Source organism: Stutzerimonas zhaodongensis (genome assembly GCF_003696365.1).
Taxonomy (GTDB): domain Bacteria; phylum Pseudomonadota; class Gammaproteobacteria; order Pseudomonadales; family Pseudomonadaceae; genus Stutzerimonas; species Stutzerimonas zhaodongensis.
Genome location: NZ_RFFM01000002.1, coordinates 923,746 through 946,819 on the forward strand (window position 1 = coordinate 923,746; position 23,074 = coordinate 946,819).

At 59.5% G+C, this 23,074-nt stretch carries 19 protein-coding genes; 15 read left to right on the forward strand and 4 right to left on the reverse strand.

The window, feature by feature from the left end; translation table 11 throughout:
* The first annotated feature begins 61 nt into the window (after window positions 1-61).
* The 15 genes from EA797_RS12725 to EA797_RS12795 all read left to right on the forward strand — a co-directional run bounded on the left by EA797_RS12725 (window position 62) and on the right by EA797_RS12795 (window position 18,719).
* Complete coding sequence (locus EA797_RS12725) at window positions 62-238, forward strand: hypothetical protein (protein ID WP_003095129.1); 177 nt, start codon at window positions 62-64, stop codon at window positions 236-238.
* Entirely contained in the window at window positions 222-3,176 is a 2,955-nt protein-coding gene (locus tag EA797_RS12730; protein ID WP_122165687.1) for a sensor histidine kinase, read from the forward strand. The genes EA797_RS12725 and EA797_RS12730 overlap by 17 nt, the downstream gene beginning before the upstream one ends.
* A 210-nt stretch (window positions 3,177-3,386) precedes the next feature.
* Window positions 3,387-4,814, forward strand: a complete 1,428-nt coding sequence (locus tag EA797_RS12735; RefSeq protein ID WP_122165689.1) for a sigma-54-dependent transcriptional regulator — start codon at window positions 3,387-3,389, stop codon at window positions 4,812-4,814.
* Between the two features lie 656 nt (window positions 4,815-5,470).
* Window positions 5,471-6,865 carry a polynucleotide adenylyltransferase PcnB gene (locus tag EA797_RS12740; RefSeq protein ID WP_122165691.1) on the forward strand — a complete coding sequence of 465 codons (1,395 nt, stop codon included), beginning with the start codon at window positions 5,471-5,473 and terminating at the stop codon, window positions 6,863-6,865.
* A 1-nt stretch (window position 6,866) separates the two neighbouring features.
* A complete protein-coding gene (folK, locus tag EA797_RS12745) occupies window positions 6,867-7,361 on the forward strand; it encodes a 2-amino-4-hydroxy-6-hydroxymethyldihydropteridine diphosphokinase (RefSeq protein ID WP_122165693.1) in 495 nt (164 codons plus the stop codon).
* 172 nt (window positions 7,362-7,533) lie between these two features.
* On the forward strand, window positions 7,534-8,334 hold the full coding sequence (panB, locus tag EA797_RS12750) for a 3-methyl-2-oxobutanoate hydroxymethyltransferase (RefSeq protein ID WP_122165695.1): 801 nt from the start codon (window positions 7,534-7,536) through the stop codon (window positions 8,332-8,334).
* Complete coding sequence (gene panC, locus EA797_RS12755) at window positions 8,331-9,194, forward strand: pantoate--beta-alanine ligase (RefSeq protein WP_122165697.1); 864 nt, start codon at window positions 8,331-8,333, stop codon at window positions 9,192-9,194. The genes panB and panC overlap by 4 nt, the downstream gene beginning before the upstream one ends.
* 103 nt (window positions 9,195-9,297) lie before the next feature.
* Window positions 9,298-9,678, forward strand: a complete 381-nt coding sequence (gene panD / locus EA797_RS12760) for an aspartate 1-decarboxylase (protein WP_003298244.1) — start codon at window positions 9,298-9,300, stop codon at window positions 9,676-9,678.
* 334 nt (window positions 9,679-10,012) lie between these two features.
* A complete protein-coding gene (pgi, locus tag EA797_RS12765; protein WP_122165699.1) occupies window positions 10,013-11,677 on the forward strand; it encodes a glucose-6-phosphate isomerase in 1,665 nt (554 codons plus the stop codon).
* A 168-nt stretch (window positions 11,678-11,845) separates the two neighbouring features.
* Entirely contained in the window at window positions 11,846-12,721 is an 876-nt protein-coding gene (locus tag EA797_RS12770) for an oxygenase MpaB family protein (RefSeq protein WP_122165701.1), read from the forward strand.
* Window positions 12,722-12,813: 92 nt separating this feature from the next.
* Entirely contained in the window at window positions 12,814-13,992 is a 1,179-nt protein-coding gene (locus EA797_RS12775; protein WP_122165703.1) for an acetyl-CoA C-acetyltransferase, read from the forward strand.
* A gap of 67 nt (window positions 13,993-14,059) precedes the next feature.
* Complete coding sequence (locus tag EA797_RS12780) at window positions 14,060-15,076, forward strand: class I SAM-dependent rRNA methyltransferase (RefSeq protein ID WP_122166309.1); 1,017 nt, start codon at window positions 14,060-14,062, stop codon at window positions 15,074-15,076.
* Between the two features lie 83 nt (window positions 15,077-15,159).
* Entirely contained in the window at window positions 15,160-18,099 is a 2,940-nt protein-coding gene (locus EA797_RS12785; RefSeq protein WP_122165705.1) for a DUF748 domain-containing protein, read from the forward strand.
* Window position 18,100: 1 nt separating this feature from the next.
* Window positions 18,101-18,397, forward strand: coding sequence for a DUF2845 domain-containing protein (locus EA797_RS12790; RefSeq protein ID WP_122165707.1), 297 nt, complete (start codon window positions 18,101-18,103; stop codon window positions 18,395-18,397).
* A 13-nt stretch (window positions 18,398-18,410) separates the two neighbouring features.
* Window positions 18,411-18,719, forward strand: coding sequence for a DUF2845 domain-containing protein (locus tag EA797_RS12795; protein WP_122165709.1), 309 nt, complete (start codon window positions 18,411-18,413; stop codon window positions 18,717-18,719).
* Window positions 18,720-18,794: 75 nt separating this feature from the next.
* Here EA797_RS12795 and EA797_RS12800 read toward each other — a convergent pair whose 3' ends face one another.
* The 4 genes from EA797_RS12800 to truB all read right to left on the reverse strand — a co-directional run bounded on the left by EA797_RS12800 (window position 18,795) and on the right by truB (window position 23,073).
* A complete protein-coding gene (locus tag EA797_RS12800) occupies window positions 18,795-19,169 on the reverse strand; it encodes a BON domain-containing protein (RefSeq protein ID WP_122165711.1) in 375 nt (124 codons plus the stop codon).
* A 287-nt stretch (window positions 19,170-19,456) separates the two neighbouring features.
* The gene (gene pnp / locus EA797_RS12805; protein ID WP_122165713.1) at window positions 19,457-21,562 is read right to left on the reverse strand and encodes a polyribonucleotide nucleotidyltransferase; all 2,106 of its coding nucleotides are present in this window, start codon (window positions 21,560-21,562) and stop codon (window positions 19,457-19,459) included.
* Window positions 21,563-21,768: 206 nt separating this feature from the next.
* Window positions 21,769-22,038, reverse strand: coding sequence for a 30S ribosomal protein S15 (gene rpsO, locus EA797_RS12810; RefSeq protein ID WP_122165715.1), 270 nt, complete (start codon window positions 22,036-22,038; stop codon window positions 21,769-21,771).
* 117 nt (window positions 22,039-22,155) lie between these two features.
* A complete protein-coding gene (gene truB, locus EA797_RS12815; protein ID WP_122165717.1) occupies window positions 22,156-23,073 on the reverse strand; it encodes a tRNA pseudouridine(55) synthase TruB in 918 nt (305 codons plus the stop codon).
* Window position 23,074 lies beyond the last annotated feature (1 nt).

The window sequence follows — 23,074 nt, forward strand, 5'->3', positions numbered from 1 at the left end:
GCTGTGGCTTGTCGCCTGCCGCTTCCTTTACCATCCGCGTACTTTCGACACGAGTTCCAGCATGTACATCTACCGACTGGTGCTGCTCCTGGTGGTGGGGATCTACTTGTTTTCCCCCGCGATCATGGACTGGTGGATCGACCCCAATGGCGCCTGGTACCGGCCCTATCTTCTGTGGCTGATCCTCATCGTGGTGACTTTCATTCTCCAGAGCCAGCGCGATGCCGACGAGCTTTAGCCTCAGCCACCTGATCCTGATCAGCGTCGCCTACCTGCTTGTGTTGTTCAGCGTGGCCTGGGTCAGTGAGCGCGGGCTGATACCGCGCTGGATCATTCGCCACCCCCTGACCTACACCCTGTCGCTTGGCGTATATGCCAGCGCCTGGGCCTTCTATGGCACCGTCGGTCTGGCCTATCAATACGGCTATGGCTTCCTCGCCACCTATCTAGGAGTCTGCGGCGCCTTCCTGCTGGCGCCGGTGCTGCTTTACCCGATTCTTCGGATCACCCGCACCTATCAATTGGCTTCGCTGGCCGACCTTTTCGCTTTCCGCTTCCGCAGCACCTGGAGCGGCGCGCTGACCACCATCGTCATGCTTATCGGCATGCTTCCGTTGCTGGCGCTGCAGATCCAGGCAGTGGCCGATGCAATTGGCATCCTCACCCTCGAGCCGCTGCAGGAACGGGTCGCGCTGGGCTACTGCGTGATGATCATGCTGTTCACCATCCTCTTCGGTGCTCGGCACATCGCGACCCGCGAAAAGCATGAGGGGTTGGTATTCGCCATCGCCTTCGAGTCTGTGGTCAAACTGCTGTCCTTCGGCGCCATCGGCCTATACGCACTGTTCGTGGTGTTTGGCGGACCGCATCAGCTGGAGATCTGGTTGCTGCAGAATCAGTCCGCGCTGCAGGCCCTGCACACGCCGTTGCAAGAAGGCCCATGGCGAACCCTGCTGTTGGTGTTCTTTGCCTCAGCCATCGTCATGCCGCACATGTATCACATGACCTTTACCGAGAACCTCAACCCGCGCGCCCTGGTCAGCGCCAGCTGGGGCCTGCCGCTGTATCTGCTGCTGATGAGCCTCGCGGTGCCGCTGATCCTCTGGGCCGGTCTCAAACTCGGTGTCAGCACAAATCCTGAATACTTCACCCTCGGCCTCGGCATCACGGCGCAGAGCGAGGCGCTTACCCTGCTCGCCTTTGTCGGCGGGCTATCGGCATCCAGCGGCCTGATCATCGTCAGCACCCTCGCGCTGTCAGGAATGGCGCTCAATCACCTGGTACTGCCGCTGTATCAGCCACCTACCGAAGGCAACATCTATCGCTGGCTGAAGTGGACCCGCCGCAGCCTGATCCTGGCGATCATCATGGCCGGTTACGGTTTCTACCTGCTACTTGGTGCAGAGCAGGACCTCTCCAATCTGGGCATCGTCGCCTTTGTTGCCACCCTGCAGTTCTTGCCGGGCGTTCTCTCGGTGCTCTACTGGCCGACCGCCAACCGCCGCGGCTACATCGTCGGGCTCCTGGCCGGCATTGCCGTATGGGTAGTGACCATGCTGTTGCCGCTGGTGGGCAACCTCGACGGTTTCTATATACCGCTGTTCAACGTGGTCTATGTGCTCGATGACACCAGCTGGCACCTGGCGGCAATCGCCTCTCTGGCGGTGAACGTGCTGGCGTTCTCCCTGTTCTCGCTGTTCACCGAAACCAGTGCCGAGGAACAAGCCGCGGCCGAAGCCTGTGCGGTGGAAAACGTCCGTCGTCCGCAAAGACGTGAGCTGGCAGCCGCCTCGCCGCAAGAGTTCGCCACACAGCTGGCGAAACCCTTGGGCGCCAAAACTGCGCAGCGGGAGGTCGAGCAGGCGTTACGTGACCTGCAGCTGCCTTTCGATGAGCATCGCCCCTACGCCCTGCGACGCCTGCGCGACCGTATCGAAGCGAACCTGTCCGGGTTGATGGGGCCGAGCGTAGCGCAGGACATCGTCGAGAACTTCCTGTCCTACAAGAATGGCGCCGACGGTTATGTCACCGAAGATATTCACTTCATTGAAAGCCGTCTGGAGGACTACCACTCACGACTGACTGGGTTGGCCGCTGAGCTTGACGCTCTGCGCCGCTATCACCGTCAAACACTGCAGGAATTGCCCATGGGCGTCTGCTCACTGGCCAAGGATCAGGAAATCCTGATGTGGAACCGTGCTCTGGAAGAACTTACGGAAATCCCGGCCCTTCAGGTCGTGGGCTCGCGACTCTCCACCATCGCCGAACCCTGGCAGAGCTTGCTCAGTGGCTTCATCCAGCAGCGGGAGGAGCATCTGCACAAGCAGCGGCTGCAGCTCGATGGCCACAGCCGCTGTTTGAACCTGCACAAGGCGGCCATCGCCGAACCGCTGGCGCCCGGTAACAGTGGGCTTGTACTGCTGATCGAAGACCTCACCGAGACCCAACAACTGGAAGACCGGCTGGTGCACTCCGAGCGGCTGGCCAGCATCGGCCGACTGGCTGCCGGCGTCGCTCATGAAATCGGCAACCCGATCACCGGCATCGCTTGCCTGGCGCAGAATCTGCGCGAGGAGCGTGAAGCCGATGACGAGATCAGTGAAATCAGCAACCAGATCGTCGAGCAAACCAAGCGTGTTTCACGCATCGTCCAGTCCCTGATGAGCTTTGCCCATGCCGGCAGCAGGCAGCAGGACCTCTACCCGGTCAGCCTGGCCGAAGTAGCTCAGGATGCCATCGCCCTGCTTTCGCTCAATCGTCGCGGGACCGATGTGCGCTTTTTCAACCTATGTGATCCTGACCACCTCGCAGAAGGCGATCCGCAGCGCCTGGCTCAGGTACTGATCAACCTGCTGTCCAACGCCCGCGATGCATCGGAACCCGGTGGCGCGATCAGGGTGCGCAGTGAGGTATCCGAGCAGACCGTTTACCTGATCGTCGAAGACGAAGGCAGCGGCATTCCGCAGTCGATTCAGGACCGGCTCTTCGAGCCGTTCTTCACTACCAAGGACCCAGGTGAGGGAACAGGACTGGGCCTCGCACTGGTCTATTCGATCGTGGAAGAGCATTATGGCCAGATCAATATCGACAGCCCGGCAAACCTGGAAACCCAACGCGGCACGCGTTTCCGCATCACCCTGCCGCGGCATGTCGAGGCGACAGATCCCCGTGACTAACGAGGCGATGTCCGCTTTTTCGCCACGTACTGGCAATGAACGGCTCAGTGTAAAGCTGGCTCAGCCAAGACAAGGATGTAGACAGGATACCGCCCCGCACTGGCACACCCACGCCGCACTGCGGCAGCTTGCAAAGCCTTGGGAACGATCGTCCGTCGTGGCCGGTTCCCACCCGCTCATAGCCGCCTTCAGCCCGTCGAGAGAGTACTGATGTCCCATATTCTGATCGTCGAAGACGAAACCATCATCCGCTCCGCCTTGCGTCGATTGCTCGAGCGCAACCAGTACGAGGTCAGCGAAGCCGGCTCCGTACAGGAGGCACAGGAGCGATTCAGCATTCCGGGTTTCGATCTCATCGTCAGCGACCTCCGCCTGCCCGGCGCGCCTGGCACCGAGCTGATCAAGCTTGCCGAAGGCACGCCAGTGCTGATCATGACCAGCTATGCGAGCCTTCGCTCAGCCGTGGACTCGATGAAAATGGGCGCGGTGGACTACATCGCCAAGCCCTTCGATCACGACGAAATGCTGCAAACCGTGGCCCGCATCCTCACTGATAGACAACAGGCAGCCGCGACACCGGCAGCGGTTTCGCGTAGCGCTGCCACGTCTCCAGCCTCAGCCGCGCACGATGGCTCTGCAAGCGGCGAGATCGGCATCATCGGGCGATGCGGCCCAATGCAGGATCTGTTCGGAAAGATTCGCAAAGTCGCGCCGACCGACTCCAATGTGTTGATCCAAGGCGAGTCAGGTACCGGCAAGGAATTGGTCGCTCGCGCGCTGCACAACCTCTCTCGACGCGCCAAGGCCACGATGATCTCGGTCAATTGCGCCGCCATTCCTGAATCGCTGATCGAATCCGAACTCTTCGGCCATGAGAAAGGTGCCTTTACGGGTGCCAGCGCTGGACGCGCCGGACTGGTGGAGGCTGCCGACGGCGGCACACTGTTTCTCGACGAGATTGGCGAACTGCCACTGGAAGCCCAGGCCCGCCTGTTACGCGTGCTCCAGGAAGGCGAAATTCGGCGGGTTGGTTCGACTCAGTCCCAGAAAGTGGACGTCCGCCTGATCGCAGCAACCCACCGTGACCTGAAAACGCTGGCGAAAAACGGTCAGTTCCGTGAGGACCTCTATTACCGGCTGCACGTGATCGCGCTGAAATTGCCGCCCCTGCGCGAGCGCGGTTCCGATGTTCTGGAAATCGCGAAAGCCTTCCTCGCCCGACAAGGCGATCGCATGGCTAGGGAAGATTTGCACTTTTCCCGAGAGGCAGAGCAGGCCGTACGTCATTACACCTGGCCGGGTAACGTGCGAGAACTGGAGAACGCCATCGAGCGGGCAGCGATTCTGAGTGACAGTGAGGAGATCAGTGCCGAGCTGTTGGGCATAGACATCGAACTCGACAACCTCGACGACGATTTCGACGAGCCCTGCGCCCCCCTGGGCGCGCCTATCTCCACGAGCAACGAGCCAACCGAGGATCTGTCACTGGAAGACTACTTCCAGCATTTCGTGCTCGAGCATCAGGACCACATGACCGAGACCGAACTCGCGCGCAAGCTCGGCATCAGCCGCAAATGTCTATGGGAGCGTCGTCAGCGGCTGGGCATTCCGCGGCGCAAATCGGCTACCGCTGGGTAGTGCGCTGTTACCGCCACTACCTAGACGTAACAAAATGCGGGGTTATCGGTAACGAAGATTTGCCGACATTTGTGCAAGACCCATCAGCAGAATCTTCAAGTCATTGATTTAAAAGAGTTTTAAAAAACTGGCACGGCGAATGCTTTATATCTGGCACAACAACAATAACAAGCAGACCCACAATAAGAACAAGACGTACCGGCTCTAGCAAAATAAAGACAATAAGGCAGAGACGTAGCTAACTGATTCTTTTGGAGAGGATGTGCCACATGGGGTTTAGCCCCGCGACCAGGCCGAGAACAACAAAAACTGCATAAGCAGCGCCTGAACTGGTTGGATCATTGATCGATGGCAAATCAGCGACCAAAGAAATCCGTTTGCTCTTTGCTCCCAATGTAGGAGCAATTCCCGGACGCGGTAGCGGATGGGAACGGGTGATCAAACAAAAACAACACGCCCGAAATACTAATAACAACAAAGCACGCGACATCATTTAAAGGGGGAGCTTCGGCTCCCCCTAGTGCTTTCTGGCTTTGACCACCGCTTTGACACCTCCCCGCGCTTCGTTCACCATCCCAGCTCCCGGTGCTAGAATCCACGCTCGTTTCGTGGCAATTCCCTTCGCCACCTTGTCATTTCGCCACACAGTGCCTCTCATGCTGAAAAAGCTGTTCCAGTCTTTTCGTTCTCCCCTGCGCCGCTTCCCGCATCCACGTCGCACGCCCGAAATACTGTCCAGCCGGCAGCATTCGCTGCACCGCGACGACCTGAGTCGCCATGCTGTCAGCGTGGTCGAACGGCTTCAGCAGGCAGGTTACGAGGCTTACGTCGTGGGTGGCTGCGTCCGCGATCTGCTATTGGATCTGGACCCCAAGGATTACGACGTCGCTACCAGCGCGACACCCGAGCAAGTTCGGGCGGAATTCCGTAATGCACGCGTCATCGGCCGCCGCTTCAAGCTGGTCCATGTGCACTTTGGACGCGAGATCATCGAGGTCGCGACCTTCCGCGCCAATCACCCGGAAGAGGATGATGATGACGCCAGCCCCATGGCCTCTCGCAACGAGAGCGGTCGCATCCTGCGCGATAACATCTATGGAACGCTCGAGGACGATGCGCAGCGCCGTGATTTCACCATCAATGCGCTGTACTACGACCCCTCCAGTGAACGTATCCTCGACCATACACACGGCGTCAAGGACATCCGCAACAAGCTGATCCGCTTGATCGGTGACCCGGAGCAGCGTTACCAGGAAGACCCCGTGCGCATGCTCCGCGCCATCCGCTTCGCCGCCAAGCTGGACTTCGAGATCGAACAGCACAGCGCCGAACCGATCGCCGATCTGGCGGAACTCCTGAACGACGTCCCCGCGGCGCGGCTGTTCGACGAAATCATCAAACTCTTTCTCAGTGGCAAGGCCGAACGGACCTTCGAATTGCTGCTTGAATACGAGCTGTTCGCGCCCTTGTTTCCGGCCAGCGCCGAGGCCCTGGAGGACAACCCCGAGTACGCGGGCACTCTGATTCGCAATGCATTGGCCAATACTGACGAGCGCATCGCGCAAGGCAAGCCTGTCACGCCTGCGTTCCTGTTTGCCGCCTTGCTCTGGCCAGCCCTTCCCGCCCGCATCGCGGAAGCTCAGGCACGCGGGCTGCCACCCATACCTGCGGCACAGGAGGCCGCGCACGACATCATCTGGGAACAGTGCCAGCGCACGGCGATCCCCAAGCGCTTCACCATGCCGATGCGCGAGATATGGGATATGCAGGAGCGACTGCCGCGACGCCAGGGCCGCCGGGCCGATCAGTTGCTGGAAAACCCTCGATTCCGTGCCGGTTACGATTTTCTCCTGCTACGAGAAAGTGCAGGTGAGGAAACCGACGGGCTGGGCGAATGGTGGACCGAGTATCAAGAAGTCAACGATAGCGAGCGTCGCAACATGATTCGCGGCCTCAGCAAGGACGACGGCAGCGGTGCACCACGTAAACGCCGTCGCAACAACAGGCGCAAGCGAGGCCCGAACGAAAGCACTCCCTCCTCCGCCGACTGACATGGAACGCGCATACATTGGTCTTGGCAGCAATCTGGCCGAGCCCCGCCAGCAACTGCGCGGGGCGATCGAAGCATTGGCGGGTATTGCGCACTCGAAGCTGGCAGCCGTTTCTTCTCTTTATCTGAGCGACCCCCTCGGTCCTTCTGATCAGCCGCGATACAACAACGCTGTCGCAGCGCTGGATACCGCATTGCCGCCGCTGGAGCTTCTCGATGCCCTACAAGCCATCGAGCAGGCTCATGGCCGCGAACGCAAAGCCGAGCGCTGGGGCCCGCGTACGCTTGACCTCGACATCCTGCTGTATGGTGATCGCCTGATCGACGAGCCTCGCCTGAAGATCCCGCACTATCATTTGCATGCCAGAGCCTTCGTGCTTTATCCGCTTTCGGATATAGCACCGCAGGATCTCCGCCTACCCGATGGGCGCACGCTTTCCGAGCTGCTTGCTGCATGCCCATTCTCAGGCATCGAGCGCCTCGACGTGCCGCTGTAACCCTCCGGTAACAGGTGTAACGCGCAGGTAACACTCGCAATTGACTTAGGTCGCCACCATCAGGACTATAAGCGCCCTCTGCCGGTACGCATCGACCTGAGACCAACCCGCCTCACCGCTGACGCTCCGACTGAAACGGTGATTCTTCAGAGGCTCTAGGAGGACGGCATTCATGCCAGACGTAACCCTGACAACCCTGCAAAGCCTCAAACAGAAAGGCGAAAAGATCGTCATGCTTACCTGCTATGACGCAACCTTTGCCAAGACCGCCAGCGAAGCCGGGGTCGAGATGCTGCTGATTGGCGACTCTCTGGGCATGGTCCTGCAAGGCCACGACAGCACGCTGCCGGTATCCGTAGAAGAAATGGCTTACCATACAGCTTGCGTCAAACGCGGCAATCGCGGCGCCATGATCGTTGCCGATCTGCCGTTCATGGCCAACGCAACCATCGAGCAGACACTGGACAACTCAGCAACCCTGATGAAGGCCGGCGCGCACATGGTCAAGGTGGAAGGAGCAGCCTGGCTGGCCGAGTCCATCCGGTTGCTCGCCGAGCGCGGCATTCCGGTCTGCGCGCACATGGGGCTTACTCCCCAGGCTGTGAACATTTTTGGCGGCTACAAGGTGCAGGGTCGCCAGGAAGCGCAGGCGCAGCAGATGATCGCCGACGCCAAGGCGCTCGAGGAAGCCGGTGCGGCAATGCTGCTGCTCGAATGCGTCCCCAGCGAACTGGCTGCGCGGATCACACAGGCGGTAGCGGTACCGGTGATCGGCATCGGCGCTGGCAGCGACACGGACGGGCAAGTACTGGTTCTGCACGACATGCTCGGCTTGTCGCTCACCGGCCGCGCACCGAAGTTCGTCAAGAATTTCATGCGCGAGCACGGCGATATCCCCGCTGCAATCGCCGCTTACGTCAACGCGGTGAAGACCGTTGAGTTCCCTGCAGCCGAACATGGATTCTCCGCATGAAGGTCGTCAAAACCGTAGCGGACTTGCGCGCCGCAGTCACGCACGCGCGCAGTGAAGGCAAGCGCATCGGGTTCGTACCGACCATGGGCAACCTGCATGCCGGCCATATCGCACTGGTTGACACTGCTGGTCAGCACGCCGATTTCGTGGCTGCCAGCATCTTCGTCAATCCGTTGCAGTTTGGTCCCAACGAAGATCTCGCCAGCTACCCGCGAACCTTGGCTGCCGACCAGGACAAGCTGGCCGAAGCAGGCTGCCATCTGCTGTTTACCCCGAGCGTCGAAGAGATGTACCCGAACGGCCAGGCACTGCAAACCATCGTTCGCGTTCCAGGTGTCTCGGAAGGCCTGTGCGGCGGCAGCCGTCCGGGACATTTCGACGGCGTTTCCACCGTGGTCAATAAGCTGTTCAACATGGTGCTGCCGGACCTCGCGGTCTTCGGCGAAAAGGATTTCCAGCAATTGGCGGTGATTCGTACCATGGTGCGCGACCTCAACATGCCGATCCAGATCATTGGCGAACCCATCGTGCGTGCCCACGACGGGCTGGCACTGTCCTCGCGTAATGGCTACCTGAACGCAGATGAGCGCGCTACCGCCCCAGTGCTCCATCGCACCCTGTCACAACTGGCTGATGCCATTCGCCGAGGCGAGCGCGACTACTCCGCCCTGCTTGACTCGGGCAAGCAGGCGCTAGAGGCAGCAGGGCTTCGTCCCGATTACCTGGAGATCCGCAACGCTCTGGATCTGCAACCGGCGACCGGCGAACATCGCGAACTGGTGATCCTTGCGGCCGCGTTCCTCGGCAAGACTCGCCTGATAGACAATCTTGTGGTGCAAACCAGTCCAGCCGCTTCATGACCGCGAGCCGATTATCGGCACCAACTGTGCCCTCCTCCGGTATTGATCGCACTCCGGGGTTCGGGCACACTCTGCGCCGCTTGCGCACCCGGAGGACCCCGCCATGCACGCCATCATGCTCAAGGCTAAACTGCACCGCGCCCAGGTGACCCACTCGGTTCTGGACTACGAAGGCTCATGCGCCATCGACGGTGACTGGCTGGATCTGGCTGGAATCCGCGAATACGAGCAGATCCAGATCTATAACGTCGATAACGGAGAGCGCTTCACCACCTACGCTATCCGCGGCGAGGAAGGCTCCAAGATCATTTCCGTCAACGGCGCCGCCGCTCACAAAGCCGGTGTTGGACATCGCCTGATCATTTGCGCATATGCGCATTACAGCGAAGCCGAACTGGCCAGCTTCAAGCCTCATGTTCTTTACATGGGCGCTGATGGCGAACTCAGTCATACCAGCAACGCCATTCCGGTCCAGGTCGCCTGACCCTGACGAACCTGTTTCGGAAGCCCGCAACGCCATCCGCGCTGCGGGCTTTTTTGTGCCCCAAGGGTTTCCCCCTATGGCCAAAATCTGCAATGGTCTCGCTGTTAATTGCGAGAACCACTGCGCGCACGAAACCGTTCGGAACGCCGCGCGTTTTTGCCAGTCAGACCAGTCTCGGCGGTGCAGGATGTACCGCCGCCGTTGCGGTGCTACCGCAGCGGTACGCGCCTGCTGCATTCAGGACGAATGCGAGCGTGCCAGCATGATCGAATGACTGTCCAAACGAATTGCAGAGCCGCAGACAGTCCGCCAAAGCAAAGGAAGCCGCACACCCATGAGCTACTACCAGAACCCCCTCGATGCCACCGGCCTGTCGTCCTGGAAGGCCTTGGAAGATCACCGCCTGTCCATGCAGAACTTCAGCATGCGCGAGGCATTCAAGGCCGACCCGACCCGCTTCGATGACCTCTCAGTTTCCTGCTGCGGTCTGTTTCTCGACTATTCAAAGAATCTGATCACTCCCGAGACCCGCACGCTGCTAGTCAACCTGGCTCGCGAAGCCGGCGTCGAACAGGCTGCTCGCGCGATGTTCGAGGGTGAGCGGATCAACGCCTCGGAAAACCGTCCGGTTCTGCACACGGCCCTGCGTCGCCCGATGGGTGATTCGGTCATGGTCGACGGGCAAAACATCATGCGCGACGTACACGCCGCGCTGGCTCAGATGACCGATATCGTTACCCGCATTCACAACAATCTGTGGCGCGGCTTCAGTGACAAGACCATTACCGACGTGGTGAACATCGGTATTGGCGGTTCGTTCCTCGGCCCGCAACTGGTATCCGAAGCGCTGTTGCCTTTCACTCAGCACGGGGTGCGCACGCACTACCTGGCGAACATCGACGGCAGCGAGTTCCGCGAAGTAACCGCCAAGCTGAACGTCGAAACCACGCTGTTCATCATCTCGAGCAAGACATTCGGCACGCTTGAAACCCTGAAGAATGCTCAAGCCGCACGCACCTGGTATCTGGGCAAGGGCGGCACCGAGGAAAAGCTCTACCGTCACTTCATCGCCGTTACCAGCAACAAGAAAGCCGCCGTCGAATTCGGTATTCGCGAAAAGAATATCTTCCCGATGTGGGACTGGGTCGGAGGCCGTTATTCGCTGTGGTCGGCGATCGGCTTGCCTATCGCACTGGCCATCGGAATGTCCAACTTCAAGGATCTGCTCTCCGGCGCATACAGCATGGACCAGCATTTCCTCAATGAACCGTTCGAAAGCAACATGCCGGTCCTGCTGGCGATGCTGGGTATCTGGTATCACAACTTCTGGGACGCCCAGAGTTATGCCTTCCTGCCTTACGACCATTACTTGCGTAACTTCGTAAAGCACTTGCAGCAGATGGACATGGAGTCCAATGGCAAGAGCGTGCGTCAGGACGGTACACCCGTTTCCTGCACCACGGGCCCGGTGATCTGGGGTGGCGTCGGTGCCAACGGTCAGCACGCCTACCACCAGCTGCTGCATCAAGGCACCCCGCTGATCCCTGCTGATTTCATCGTGCCAGTCGTCAGCCACAATCCGGTTGCCGATCACCACGAATGGCTCTATGCGAACTGCCTGTCACAAAGCCAGGCGTTGATGCGCGGCAAGACCCGCGAGGAAGCCGAGGCGGAGCTGCGCGCCAAGGGGGTCAGCGAAGCTGAGATCGAGCGCCTGGCGCCACACAAGGTGATCCCGGGCAATCGGCCGAGCAACACCGTGGTGATGGAAACCATCAGCCCTGGCCGCCTCGGTGCGCTCATCGCTCTCTATGAGCACAAGGTGTTCGTGCAGGGCGTGATCTGGGGTATCAACTCCTTCGATCAGTGGGGCGTGGAGCTGGGCAAGGATCTGGGCAAGGCCGTTTATGGCCAGATGACCAGCTTCGATGGACAGCCCGCCGAAGACGCATCGACCCAGGGCCTGATCGACTTCTTCCGCGGACGTCATCGCGGCTAGATTCGACTCGCCGGACAGCGCACAGCCGCTGTCCGGCCCCCTTCGCCCCACCTCTCTCCGCCATCTCGCGTAGCCCTGAAGCCCAGCAGCTGACAGCTAGTCGGCCAAAACCGGGTAACAGCGGCACTTCAGGTAACATCTGCGGCCCGAGCCTCCCGAGAAATCTCCGTGGATCTCATTCGTCGACATATTGAGTCGCAGGTGCTAAGCCTCACAGGCCTGGCGATTGGAGGCGTCGACTACGAAAACCCACCGGGTGACCCAGGGCTGTTCGGGCCGGACTCGGTGTGTTGGCGCGTTCACGGCGATTTCACCTCGATGCTGGTGGGCGGCATCGCCGCGCTGCTACTGCAAGCGCTGCATCCGCTGGCGCTCTCGGGAGTCTGGGACCATTCGAACTTTCGTGAAGATCTTCTCGGACGTCTGCGCCGTACCGGTCAGTTCATCTCGGCGACAACCTTTGGCAGCCAAGCAGACGCCGAGCGATTGATCGAGCGCGTCAAGGCAATCCACCTGAAGGTCACCGGACATGCGCCGGATGGCCGACCTTACGCCGCCTACGACCCGAAACTGCTGACCTGGGTGCATGTAGCCGAAGTCAGCTCTTTCATGAAAGCTCACCTGCTCTACCTGAACCCCTCGTTGTCGCCAGCCGATCAGGATCGTTATTACGCCGAGGTAGCCCGGATTGCCGAAGCACTAGGCGCGCGCGACGTGCCGCGCTCACGCCAGCAAATCGCGGACTATCTGCACGCAGTCCGCCCGCAGCTTCTGTGCGACGACCGCTCTCGGGAGATCGTGCGAATCTTGTTCGAAGCACCCGCGCCTAGCCGGCTCGCCGCTCCCTTTGGCGCCTTGATGATGCGCGCAGGCGTGGAGCTCCTGCCGGACTGGGCCAGCGACATGCTCGACCTCAGCCAATCCCCGCGCGAACGGCACCTTATCCGCATCGGCGTATCCCGAACCGCTCCGGTGCTGCGTTGGGCCGTACGCAGTGGTTCGGTGCATCGTGCCCGCAGGCGCATGGGGTTGCCGATTCGCTAGCGTGACCGGCAGGTTCCACGTGTGGAGGCATGTCCCGGGCTGTGCCACCATGGACGGCCCGCGGAAGCCCGCCCGTCAAGAGGTCAATCAGCATGCAGGAAGTCGTCATTGTCGCCGCCACTCGTACTGCCGTCGGCAGCTTTCAGGGGTCGCTGGCCAGCATCCCGGCCGCCGCGCTGGGCGCCGCCGTGATACGCCGCCTGCTGGACCAGACGGGAATCGAGCCAGCCGAAATCGATGAAGTGATCCTCGGTCAGGTGCTGACCGCCGGCGCGGGCCAGAACCCGGCTCGTCAGGCGGCCATCCATGCGGGCCTCCCCCACGCCGTTCCCGCTTTGACGCTGAACAAAGTCTGTGGCTCCGGGCTCAAAGCGCTGCATCTGGGCGCCCAGGCGATCCGCTGCGGCGATGCCGAGGTAATCATCGCAGGCGGCATGGAGAACATGAGCCTCGCCCCCTACGTCATGCCCGCCGCCCGCACCGGATTGCGCATGGGCCATGGGCAGTTGGTCGACAGCATGATCCAGGACGGCCTTTGGGACGCCTTCAACGACTACCACATGGGCATCACGGCGGAAAATCTGGTTGAGAAGTACGGTATCTCCCGTGAAGAGCAGGACGCGTTTGCCGCCGCCTCCCAGCAAAAAGCCATGGACGCGATCGACTCAGGACGCTTTGAGAGCGAGATCACGCCGATCGAAATTCCTCAGCGCAAGGGCGACCCGCTGATCTTCGATACCGATGAACAACCGCGCGCCGGCACCACTGCAGAGAGCCTCGCCAGACTCAAACCCGCCTTCAAGAAGGACGGAAGCGTAACGGCGGGAAATGCCTCGAGCCTCAACGATGGCGCCGCCGCCGTTGTACTGATGAGCGCTGAAAAGGCGAAGGCGTTGGGCCTGCCGGTGCTGGCGCGCATCGCCGGTTACGCCAACGCCGGTGTCGACCCGGCGATCATGGGAATCGGCCCGGTTTCGGCTACTCGCCGCTGCCTTGATAAAGCCGGCTGGTCGCTCGACGAACTTGACCTGATCGAAGCCAATGAGGCCTTCGCCGCTCAGGCTTTGTCCGTCGGCAAGGAACTCGGATGGGATGCACGAAAGGTCAACGTCAACGGCGGCGCCATCGCCATTGGCCATCCCATTGGCGCCTCAGGCTGCCGAATTCTCGTCACGCTGTTGCATGAGATGATCCGTCGCGATGCCCACAAAGGCTTGGCGACCCTGTGCATCGGCGGCGGCCAGGGCGTCGCGCTGGCAATCGAGCGCTGATCGCTCCGCCATCCGTGCGATGGCGATTTCCGATAAACTGCGCGGCCACCTATCCGAGTCGCCGCGCATGTCTTCTCTCCAACTGGCGCTGCGCGCCGCCTTCGAAAACCGTGAAGCATTGCTGGCCGAGCTGCATGGCCAGGGAACCGATTGCTATCGATTATTTCATGGCAGCCAGGAAGGCGCGCCAGGCCTGACGGCTGACCGTTACGGCCCGCTGCTACTGGTACAAAGCTTTCATCAGTCCCTCCATCGCGACGCCCTTTTGCAGTTGCACGAGCAACTTTGCACCAGCCTCGGCGAGCCACTGTCGCTGGTCTACAACGACCGCTCTCAGAGCAACTCCCGCATCGATCGTGACGATTTGGTGTATCGCGCCGATGCCGCTGCACTTGGCGATCAGATCGGGCGTGAATGGGACCTCAACTACAGGATCCGCACACGTCACAGTGGCCAGGACCCTCTACTGTTTCTCGACCTGCGGGAGGTCCGCGGCTGGATCAAGCGCAACAGCATCGGCAAGTCGGTGTTGAATCTGTTCGCTTACACCTGTGGAGTCGGCCTGTGCGCAGCAGCGGGTGGCGCGCGTGAGGTGTGCAATCTCGATTTCGCTGAGAGCAATCTTGCGGTGGGACGGGAGAATGCCGCACTCAACCCCGATCTCCCACCTATGCAGTACGTTCAGTCGGATTACTTTCCAGCGATCCGGCAGCTGGCTGGCTTGCCGATCCCCCAGCGCCGCGGGCGGGCGCTTCCTGACTACCCACCATTAGCAGCAAAGCAGTTCGATCTGGTGTTGCTCGACCCTCCTGCGTGGTCGAAAAGCGCTTTTGGTACGGTGGACCTGCTGCGTGACTATCAGAGCCTGCTCAAGCCTGCATTACTCGCCACCGGGGAAGGCGGCACGCTTGTCTGCTGCAATAACCTGGCGAAGGTCGACCTGGAGGACTGGCGTGAACAGGTGCTGCGATGTGCTATCAAGACTGGCAGGCCGGTGCGGGATTTCCAGGTGCTTTCACCGGGCCTCGACTTTCCCTCGGTCGATGGTCGGCCTCCACTCAAGGTGTTGATGCTGCAGCTGTGATGCGGGGCCTACTCCGGCAAATCAGTGAACCGGAGTGGCGTGCCATACTCCAAGGCAGTCAACTGCCCGGAATGTAGGTCCGCATGCACAACGGAATGAAGCGCACGCTCATCGGCCTGAGCACTGCCCTCGTCGTTTACAGCCTGCTAGGTTTTCTAATCTTGCCCGGTGTCGCCCAGCGGGTCGTCAACCAACAACTCATCCAGTACGCGACCGTTCCGGCCCGCCTGGGGCGAATCGAGTTCAACCCCTTCAGCCTTGAGCTGAGCCTGTTCGATCTGCGTCTCGGCGAGGTGGATCAACCGCAGCTCGGTTTCGAGCGTCTCTATGTAGACCTGCAATGGAGCAGTCTCTGGCGCCGAGCCCTTCAGATCGAGAACATCGAACTCGTCAAACTGCACACCGAAGTTGTGTTCGGCAAAGATGGAAACCTCAATCTGGCGCAGTTGTTCGACCTGCCGCCCGCGGACGAGAAGCCTGCCAAAGATGAACCCTTTGCGCTGAGCATTGGACGCCTGCAGCTGATTGAAGGCTCGGTTCGATTTGCCGATCAGCGCCCTGCCGAGCCCATCGACTTTCTCCTCGACTCTCTTAACTTCGAGCTGCTGAACTTTGCCACCCGTTCCGATGACGCTGCCGATGCCGTGCTGGTTGCAACAGGACCAAGCGGCGCCCGGGTGGACTGGAATGGGCAGATCAACCTTGCACCGATCAGCTCGTCCGGCCGCTTGAAGGTTAGCAATCTGCAGCTCAAGGATTTCTGGCCCTATGCGCGGGATGCCGTATCGCTGCAGCTGAAGGAAGGCCAGCTGAGTTTCGCTGGCGACTATCGGCTGGATCTTACCGAGCGTACCGATCTGCTGTTGAGCAACCTGAGCGCTGAGTTGGCGCCGCTCAACCTCGATACGCCCGACGGGCAACCCTTGATACGCCTGGAAAACCTCGAGCTCAGCGAGACGTCGCTGGACCTGGCCAAGCAGCAGGTGACTATTGGCAAAGTGAGCAGCCGTGCGCTGGAAACATGGGTAACACGCGAGCGCGACGGCGAGTTGAATTGGCAGAAATTGCTAGGGCAGCAATCAGCCGTGAGGGATGAGGCCGGCCAGGAACCGGGCTCCGCTCAGCAAGCTCCACGGTCCACAACGAATATCAGTGGCGAGCAAACTGCTAACGCATGGCAGGTCCAGCTACGGAATGCTCAACTGCGTGGTTATCAGATACACCTGAGCGACCAAGTACCAAGTGCCGAGGTGGCGCTGGAGCTGGGGCCGCTGGACCTAGATCTATCGGACTTCGACAGCCGTGGCACCTCGCCCTTCAAAATCCAGCTAAATAGCCAGGTCGGCAACCAGGGAGCGGTCAGCGCGATAGGACAGCTCCAGCTTCAGCCCGCCACGGGGCAGTTCAGCATCGACACCCAGGATATCGACCTGAGGATCGCTCAGTCTTATCTGACGCCATTGGTACACCTTGAACTACGCAGCGGAATGCTAGCCAGCCAGCTTCAGCTGGCGCTGACCGGGACCGAGCCGCTGGTGTTCGAAATCACTGGGGACGCGCAGGTGACACAACTGCATACCCTGGACACCATAAACAACCGCGACTTCGTCAAATGGGAGCGCCTTGAGCTCGAAGGTCTTCGGTATGAGCATCCAGCAATGCTGCAGATCCAACAGGTGGATCTCAACCGGCCTTATGCGCGCTTCATCATAAACCCTGACCTCACCACCAATATCAACGACCTACTGGTGGAAAAATCTCCTGCCGCCGTGTCGCAAACCAGGTCAGGGGTTGCTACCGATATCGATCAGCAGGCCGACGCAATGGGCATTCGCATCGGCGGCGTCAATATCAAGAACGGTTCTGCCAACTTTTCCGACCTCAGCCTGCGCCCGCCCTTCATCACTGCGGTCGAAGAGCTCAATGGCCTTATCGGCACCATTAACAACCAGGCACAGCAGTCAGCCACCGTTGACGTCACTGGTAAGGTCGACAGATATGCCCCGGTCAGCATCAAAGGCGGCCTGACCCCATTCGACCCAATGCAGAGCCTGGATATCGCAACCCGTTTCCGCCAGGTCGAACTGACCACTCTGTCGCCCTACTCCGGTAAATTCGCCGGTTACCGAATCCGCAAAGGGCGGATGGACCTTGATCTGCACTACCGCATCGAACAAGGCAAGTTGAATGCTGAGAACAAGGTGGTACTCCAGCAACTCCAGCTCGGTGAGCAAGTTGACAGTCCCGAGGCCGTCGACCTTCCGGTAAGGCTGGCCGTCGCCCTACTGAAGGACAGCCGTGGCACCATCTCGCTGGAATTGCCGGTTCAGGGCGACCTGAACAATCCACAGTTCGACGTCATGCCTATCGTCTGGCAAACGTTACGCAATCTGGTCACCCGAGCAGTCAAGGCACCGTTCAAGTTTCTGGCCAGTATTGGCGGGGGCGAAAAGAGCGACCTCAGTCAGGTCCACTTCGCGCCTGGCAGCAGCGAGCTTGACGAACAGATGCGCGCCAATCTGGACACCCTTGCCCGCGCGCTGCAGGAGCGTCCGGTACTTCGCTTGGAGGTCGAAGGTCAGAGTTCCCCTACTGCCGATGGGCCGCTGTTGGCCGAGCAATGGCTACAGCGGGAGTACCAGCAGACCTGGTACAAGGTCTTGCAAAGGCGTGGTGATAAAGTCCCCGCTGATGCCGCGCAGCTAGAAATTGGCGAGGAGGAAAAGGCCGCCATGCTTGAAGGCATATACCGCAGCCGTTTGGGTCAACAGCCTCCCGCACAGTGGAACGAGCTTGACGAGCAGGCACGGAGCGAGAAGCTGCGTGAAGCAGTGCTTGCCAGTAGAGCCGACAGCACCGCACTCCTTCGTCGGTTAAGCCGCGCCCGCGCAGCGTCCATCAAGGATTATCTGGTTGACGCTTCCGGGCTCGATGATTCTCGTGTCTATCTGCTGGATACTGGCATTACCCAGGCTGTAGACGACGGTCAGGTACCCAGCGTTTTGCATCTGGGAGTTGAGTGAGATGTCGCCTGCCTTCGCTCGCACGTTTCTATTTCTGACCCTAGTAACACCTCTGGCGCACGGTCAGACATTGCGTTGTGGCACCCAGTTGGTCAGCGCAGGAGACAGGGCATTCGAAGTCGAGCGCAAGTGCGGCCCCCCTGCCCAGCGCGACCTAATCGGCCACACCCTCGGCGCCTACGCCAGGCAGGAATTCATCGTCGAAGAATGGATATATGGCCCTAATAACGGCATGCTCCGCATCCTCACGTTTGAAGGCAATCGCCTCAGACGTATAGAGACCCGCCGCGCACACTGACTACAGGAATCACATGTCTCCAGCTTCGACTGTTATCGCGCTGAGCGTGCTGGTGTACGCCTGCGCAACCCAAGCAGCGTCTACTCACCGATGCGGCAGCGCTCTAGTCAGCCTCGATGCCTCTACCAGCGAAGTAAGGCAGAAATGTGGTGCACCTCCGAGCGCAGCGCTCATTGGCTACAAAGAGGTCCTGGATGACTACGGTTTTCGCCATGAAGTCCAGGTTGAAGAATGGACGTACGGGCCTACCAACGGGATGTATCACTTCTTGCGTTTTGAAGGTAATCGGCTGCGCCGTATCGAAAGTCAGCGCGGCCGCTGATCTTCCAAAAAAAAGCCCCGCCTAGGCGGGGCTTCTTGCAGGTGCGTCTTATGATCGGCGCACCTCGCTGAAAGCTTAGTCAGCGGCTTTCAGGCCGTCCGCCGAAACGTCGCGAACGCCTTCGATTGCCTTGGCCTTGTTGATCGCGACTTCACGCTCTGCTTCGGTGGCTACAGTCCCCGAAAGCGAAACAACGCCTTGATTGGTTTCGACCTTGATGTCCATACCTGGGGTTGCATCTTCAGCGAGCAGCGAGGATTTGACCTTGGTGGTGATCCAAGTATCGGAAGTAGCGTCGCCAGCATCCTTCATGGTGTCGTTGGCGGCCAGCATGACCGTATCAGCCTTATCCAGCGCTGGGGTGGTGTCTGCAAAAGCGGCACCTGCCATTGGCAAGCTAAGAGCAGCGGCTACGGCAGCGGCGGTAAGCGAATTCTGGATCATGTTCATAGTGGCACTCCTGTTTTCTTCAGATGTCTGCGGCATCAATCCGACCGCAGATTCACAGTAGATATCGCAATCGACGTGCCATCTTTGCGAGAAAAAAACTCCTTATATTTCAATAAGATGAAAACAGCAGTAGCTTAAAGCCACTAGCACACTGCAAGTTTTGCTGATCCCAGGCGTGCAAGATGCAATAACTTCAATGTGCGCCAGGACGCTCTTTAGGGACAATTAGAAACCCAAACAAGAAAAAAGGACCCGAAGGTCCTTTTTTCCAACGCCCGATATCGAGGTTAAGCGCCAGAAGCTTCCGCAGCAGCGACATCTTTGATCGACAGCTTGATTCGGCCACGATTGTCCACATCCAGTACCAGGACTTTCACTTCCTGGCCTTCCTTCAGGACGTCAGTGACCTTCTCCACACGCTGATCACTCAGCATGGAGATATGCACGAGACCATCCTTGCCCGGAAGGATGTTGACGAATGCACCGAAATCAACGATTCGCTCAACCTTGCCAACGTAGATCTTACCGATCTCAGCCTCGGCAGTGATGCCCAGGACGCGCTGTTTGGCGGCCTCTGCGGCTTCCTTAGTCTCACCGAAGATCTTGATCGAGCCATCGTCTTCGATATCGATCGAAGCCTTGGTTTCTTCACAGATGCTACGGATGGTGGCGCCACCCTTGCCGATGACGTCGCGGATCTTGTCCTGATCGATCTTCATCGCAATCATGGTTGGGGCGTTGGCAGACAATTCGGTACGCGACTGACCAATCACCTGATTCATCTGACCGAGGATGTTGAGACGGGCTTCCAGCGCCTGGCCCAAGGCAATTTCCATGATCTCTTCAGTGATGCCTTGGATCTTGATGTCCATCTGCAGCGCGGTCACACCCTTGGCGGTACCGGCTACCTTGAAGTCCATGTCGCCCAGGTGATCCTCGTCTCCGAGGATGTCGGTCAGAACAGCGAACTTCTCACCTTCCTTGACCAGGCCCATGGCGATACCAGCTACAGGAGCTTTCATCGGTACGCCAGCGTCCATCAGCGCGAGCGAAGCACCACAGACAGAGGCCATGGAGCTCGAACCGTTCGACTCGGTGATCTCCGAAACTACACGAATGGTGTAGGGGAACTCGTCAGCACTCGGCAGCATGGCAGCAACCGAGCGACGCGCCAGCCGACCGTGACCGATTTCGCGGCGACCGGTAGCCCCCATGCGGCCACACTCACCCACCGAATACGGAGGGAAGTTGTAATGCAGCATGAAGGGGTCTTTCTTCTCACCTTCGAGGGTGTCGAGCAGCTGCGCGTCACGGGCGGTGCCGAGGGTGGCAACGACCAGAGCCTGAGTTTCACCACGGGTGAACAGCGCAGAGCCGTGGGTCTTGTCGAGTACGCCGACTTCGATGTTCAGGCCACGAACAGTGCGGGTGTCGCGACCGTCGATACGTGGCTTGCCGTTAACGATGTTTTCGCGAACGGTGCGGTACTCGATCTCGCCGAATGCTTCTTTGACTTCACCAGCGGAGGGCTGGCCTTCTTCACCGGAGAACTTGGCAACGACCTGGTCTTTCAGTTCGCCCAGGCGCGCGTAGCGGTCCTGCTTGATGGTGATGGTGTATGCCTGCGAGATGGCCTCGCCAAATTCGCTACGAATCGAGCTGAGTAGCTGAGTGTTTTCAGCCTTTGGCTGCCAATCCCAGGTCGGCTTGCCGGCTTCGGCTGCCAGTTCGGTAACGGCTTGAACTACGGCCTGGAACTCGTCGTGGGCGAAGAGCACCGCGCCCAGCATCTGGTCTTCGGTCAGTTCTTTAGCTTCCGACTCGACCATCAGTACGGCATCTTTGGTACCGGCGACGACCATGTCCAGGCTAGACGCCTTGAGCTGCTCGTAAGTCGGGTTCAGCAAGTAGCCGGTTTCCGGGTGGAAGGCGACACGAGCAGCGCCGATCGGGCCATTGAACGGGATGCCGGAGATCGCCAGAGCAGCCGAGGTACCGATCATCGCAGCGATGTCCGGATCGGTCTTTTTGCTGGTGGAAACCACGGTGCAGATGACCTGCACTTCGTTCTGGAAACCTTCAGGGAATAGCGGACGGATCGGTCGATCGATCAGGCGCGAAGTCAGGGTTTCCTTTTCGGAAGGACGCGCTTCACGCTTGAAGAAGCCGCCCGGAATTTTGCCTGCTGCGTAGGTCTTTTCCTGATAATGGACCGAGAGCGGGAAAAAGCCCTTGCTCGGATCGGCAGTTTTGGCGCCGGTGACGGCGACCAGAACAGTGACGTCATCATCAACGGTGACCAATACGGCGCCACTGGCTTGACGGGCGATACGGCCTGTCTCGAGGGTTACGGTCGACTGACCGAATTGGAATTTCTTGATTACCGGGTTCACGGTGGTTCCTTCTCTTTGTTGCCTTGGGGGAAACTTTACTCACACCTCGCGGGCCATGCCTCGCGCGAAGCGCTTCATCGAATGCTTGGGCAGTGGTGGGTATCGAACCCGAACGCTGTCCAGATGTATCTCTCTGAAAGGCAAAAGCTGGAAGCAGGGACGAGCCCCACTTCCAGCTTCGGCATTCAGCTTCGCACCAGCATCGCTTAGCGACGCAGACCCAGACGACCGATCAGGGTGCTGTAACGAGTGGTGTCCTTACCCTTCAGGTAATCCAGCAGCTTACGGCGCTGGTTAACCATACGGATCAGACCACGACGCGAGTGGTGATCTTTACCGTTAACCTTGAAGTGACCTTGCAGCTTGTTGATGTTGGCGGTCAGCAGGGCTACCTGCACTTCCGGAGAACCGGTATCGCCTTCAGCTTGCTTGTACTCGTCAACGATCTGGGCTTTTTCTTCAACGCTAAGTGCCATGATGGGCTCCTTCAATGAACAGGCCGGGACATGTCCCGTGTTTTAAAAAAGGTGTGACCGTGCCTGCCAACAGCCAACCTCGTAACGCGGCACACCCTGGGGCGCACCACGTATCGGTCATTCCGACCGAATCAATCGACGCGGCGCAATGCGCCCGTCGTCGCTCACTTCACCGATGCCAATGAAGCGACCATTGTGATCCTGCACCCGCAACATACCGAATTTTGGCGCTTCCGGTGCACGTACCGGCTGACCATGCAGCCAATAGAACGAGCTGTGCTCCGAAAGCTGGAGCAGCGGCCAGTGTTCGAGCCCGCTGTCGACTGGCTTGAGGAAAGCGTCCACCGCCTCTGCCCCGCCTTCGCCATGCACTCGCTCCAGCTCTTCGAGGCTCACTGTCTGGCTCAGATCGAACGGCCCTGCTTGAGTTCTTCGCAATTCGGCCACGTGCGCACCACAACCCAACGCATGTCCGATGTCTTCTACCAAGGTCCGGATGTAGGTGCCTTTGCTACAAGCGACAGCCAGACGCGCCCGGTCCGCTTCAAACGACAGCAAATCCAAGCGGGCAATGGTAACAGAACGAGGCTCACGCTCCACTACCTCTCCTGCACGAGCAAGCTTGTATAGCGGCTGGCCGTCACGCTTGAGCGCCGAATACATGGGCGGAACCTGCAGCAGATCTCCCCGAAACTGGGGTAATAACGCCTCGAACTGCGCCTGGGTTGCTGTTACAGGCTTACGCTCGATCACCTCGCCCTCGGCATCGGCCGTCGTTGTGGTGACGCCGAGCTGTGCAACAGTCTCGTAACCTTTGTCAGCATCGAGCAGATATTGCGAGAACTTGGTCGCTTCGCCGAAACATAACGGCAACACGCCGGTTGCCAGCGGATCGAGGCTACCAGTGTGTCCGGCTTTCTCGGCGTTGAGCAGCCAGCGAACTTTCTGCAGGGCGGCATTGGAAGTGAAACCGCGAGGTTTATCGAGAAGAATGATGCCGCTGACCGCTCGGCGTACACGTTTTACCTGGGCCAAT